This is a genomic window from Xenorhabdus entomophaga, assembly GCF_037996725.1.
Taxonomy (GTDB): Bacteria; Pseudomonadota; Gammaproteobacteria; order Enterobacterales; family Enterobacteriaceae; genus Xenorhabdus; species Xenorhabdus khoisanae.
The window spans coordinates 1-2841 of record NZ_JBBMXH010000202.1; the positions used below are offsets into that span (position 1 = coordinate 1).

The window sequence follows — 2841 nt, forward strand, 5'->3', positions numbered from 1 at the left end:
GGGTGACGTTTTGCATGATGGACTCTCCAGAAAAAATACTCTATAAAGAGTATGGTTCACAAGGTGGGGAAGACCATCTCATTAACTCCCGTAGCCTGAAAGGGAGTGCATCACAATGCGGTACATCTGCGCACTTTTGGAAGCAGATATCATCGGACACATAACCCAACGTTTCGATGATGAAAGTTTCCCGGTATTATTCGTCACCGGCTACCTACATAACAGGGCAGAACATTCCCTGCCTCACGCTGAACGATACCGTTTTAACCGGTACAACGTTCACCTACATTTTGCATTTATCACGATAAACGTCCTGAATATTGCGCGGCGTCACTTGTGTTGAAGCGCAGCGATTACCAAGTGACGTCGCCGGGCGTCAGCGTCCAGAGCGCATTCGGTCTGCCTTTACGACTGATTTGAACCCTGAATTACTCAGTGAAGCCATTCAAAACAGACCATTAACAGACATTTTGTTTGATTGACGAACGAATTCCAGATCTGGTTTTCAACCCACCGCCTTAAAACAGGCTGATGCGATAAAAAAAGGAGATATGACATACGTCAAGATAATGAGGCGTTCATCCTGAACTGATCAGGTAATGAACGGGGAGCCTTCCATCGCTGTGCTCAGCACGTCGCGAGCTCCTGCAATAACTCAACACAACCTCACTCTGCTACACATTATCTGACGCATCACGGAACGGTGAACCTGAACCGACACGCAGAGATTTGTTTAAAAAATGAATAAAAACAGAGAAAAAGTGGCAGGAGAGGCGTGAATGGCGCAGAAATCGGCACGGTCAAAAATTGAGTTGTTCAGGAAAGCATTTATGACCCATGCCCGACAAGCGGGTGGGAGCTTTGCCACGGTTGCCGATCGTGAACGGATTGCCCGGCAGTTCCTTAACTTTCTCAAGGAGAAAGGCATTAAGCTCCGGCAGATGGACAGCCTTAAAGTCAAATATATTGAACGCTATATTGCAGAGCGAAAGGCCAACTCTATCAGCCACCGGACTCTGCAAAATGAAATGTCCGTGCTGAGAAGCGTTTTAGCGCAGGCCGGAAAGCATAAGCTGGCTGATCCCGGTAACGCCCGTTTGAGCAACCGGGCACTCGGTATTGTTGCCATAAACCGAAAAGGAACTAAAACGGCGTTGGCCCCGGCTGCGTTCCGTGAAATATTTCAGCAGGTCGAGCAAAAAGATCGGCGCGTGGCGGCGGTGATGCAGCTGGCGTATGTTCTGGGGTTGCGCACCAAAGAAGCGGTGGAAGCCTATAAGTCGTTAGCCACCTGGAAAAAAGCACTGGAAAATGGGCAGACCTCTGTGCGGGTGATATTTGGCACCAAAGGTGGACGGCCGAGGCAGACGACCATATTGGATCGGGCAGCGCTGCAACATGCCATTGCTTATGCCGAGCGAGAGCAGGCAGAGCGGGGTGGAAAACTGATTGATAAACCGACGATCACGCAGGCCATAGACCGTTACCGCTATATTGTCAGAAGTGCAGGGCTGATGGGTAAGAAAGCCCCGCACAGTATGCGCTACCATTTTGCCCGGCAATCTGGGGCGCATTACACCGCACAGGGATTCAGTGAGCGGGAAGCGCTGGCATTGGCATCAATGGATTTGGGGCACGGTGACGGGCGTGGGCGCTATATCCGGCAGGTGTATTACCAGAAAGGTGAGGCGGAATAACACTATTTTCCCTGACAAAATATCTAGATTAATCGCTACCCTGCCTGACCGTCAGCTATGCGCGTAAAGCGGACATGGTGTAAGTCCAAAGTGTCTACGTTATCATGCGAAATTAATGTAATAAAAAACCCGCACAAGGCGGGTTCATTTTATTATCAGCAGAGCTTAGCTGCTCAGACTATTGCCTTCATCGCTATTGTAAGTGTCGCTAATAATTAGCAACGCTTACAGCGCTGTGACGTTTCCAGCTGCAGGGCCTTTAGCGCCATTTTCAATAGTGAAGGAGACTTGCTGACCTTCATCAAGCGTTTTGTAGTTGTCACTCTGGATAGCAGAGAAATGTACGAATACATCCTTGCTGCCGTCGTTCGGAGTGATAAAGCCAAAACCTTTATCTGCGTTAAACCATTTTACTAAACCAGTCATTTTATTAGACATAGATACTTCCTTTATTGATGAGCCACTAAGAGTGGCGATGATGGCCTGTAATTCGAGTTACTTATTTGGCACTTAGGAGGAGGCTCATGAAGAAGGATATCTGTAGATAACACCTGAACTGAGGACTGCTTTACTAAAACTGCTTTCATAAGGTCTGTATTCCAAACCGATGGCGACATTAAGACATAGATAAATTATTTTAGCAACGTTTATATTTTTTATTTTAACCAATTAACCAATTAACCAATTAACCAATTAAACTACTTAAACACCCTGCAGCTGATGTCCATTAGCTGCAGATCATGACAATATCAGACACTAATCTCCTAGGGATCGACAGATATTATAAGTATCCTGCAAAACCGGTCCATTCAATTTTAGAGGCCTTCCGATATGCGCGACAAGCAGACTGATCCGCTTATAGTCAGCAATGGTTATCAGTATCAGAACGAAAGGACAACTAACAGTAGTGCGTCTCAATCAACGGGGACAAATCAGCTTGGCAGCGAGAGCAGCCCAGTCCCTAACCCTGTATAGAATTGTAGTGCTTTGTGCCAAATGCTTATAAAATAATCAGTACGTATCAGTGGATGGCATATAAATAGCATGAGGCTAAATTCCTAGTGCTAATATAAGAGAACCTTTTCTTATTAAGTGGTCCTTGCTAACAGAAATGATACTCATCTTGGCAAAGGGAGATAATGCA

General features: G+C 46.4%; 2 protein-coding genes. One reads left to right on the forward strand and one right to left on the reverse strand.

Translation table 11 applies throughout. The annotated features are described in order from the left end of the window. The first annotated feature begins 779 nt into the window (after positions 1-779). Positions 780-1697: an integrase domain-containing protein gene (locus tag AAC854_RS21960; protein WP_340618954.1), complete on the forward strand. Its 918-nt coding sequence runs from the start codon at positions 780-782 to the stop codon at positions 1695-1697. Between the two features lie 225 nt (positions 1698-1922). Here AAC854_RS21960 and cspE read toward each other — a convergent pair whose 3' ends face one another. After that, positions 1923-2135, reverse strand: coding sequence for a transcription antiterminator/RNA stability regulator CspE (gene cspE, locus AAC854_RS21965; protein ID WP_047769059.1), 213 nt, complete (start codon positions 2133-2135; stop codon positions 1923-1925). Between the last annotated feature and the right edge of the window lie 706 nt (positions 2136-2841).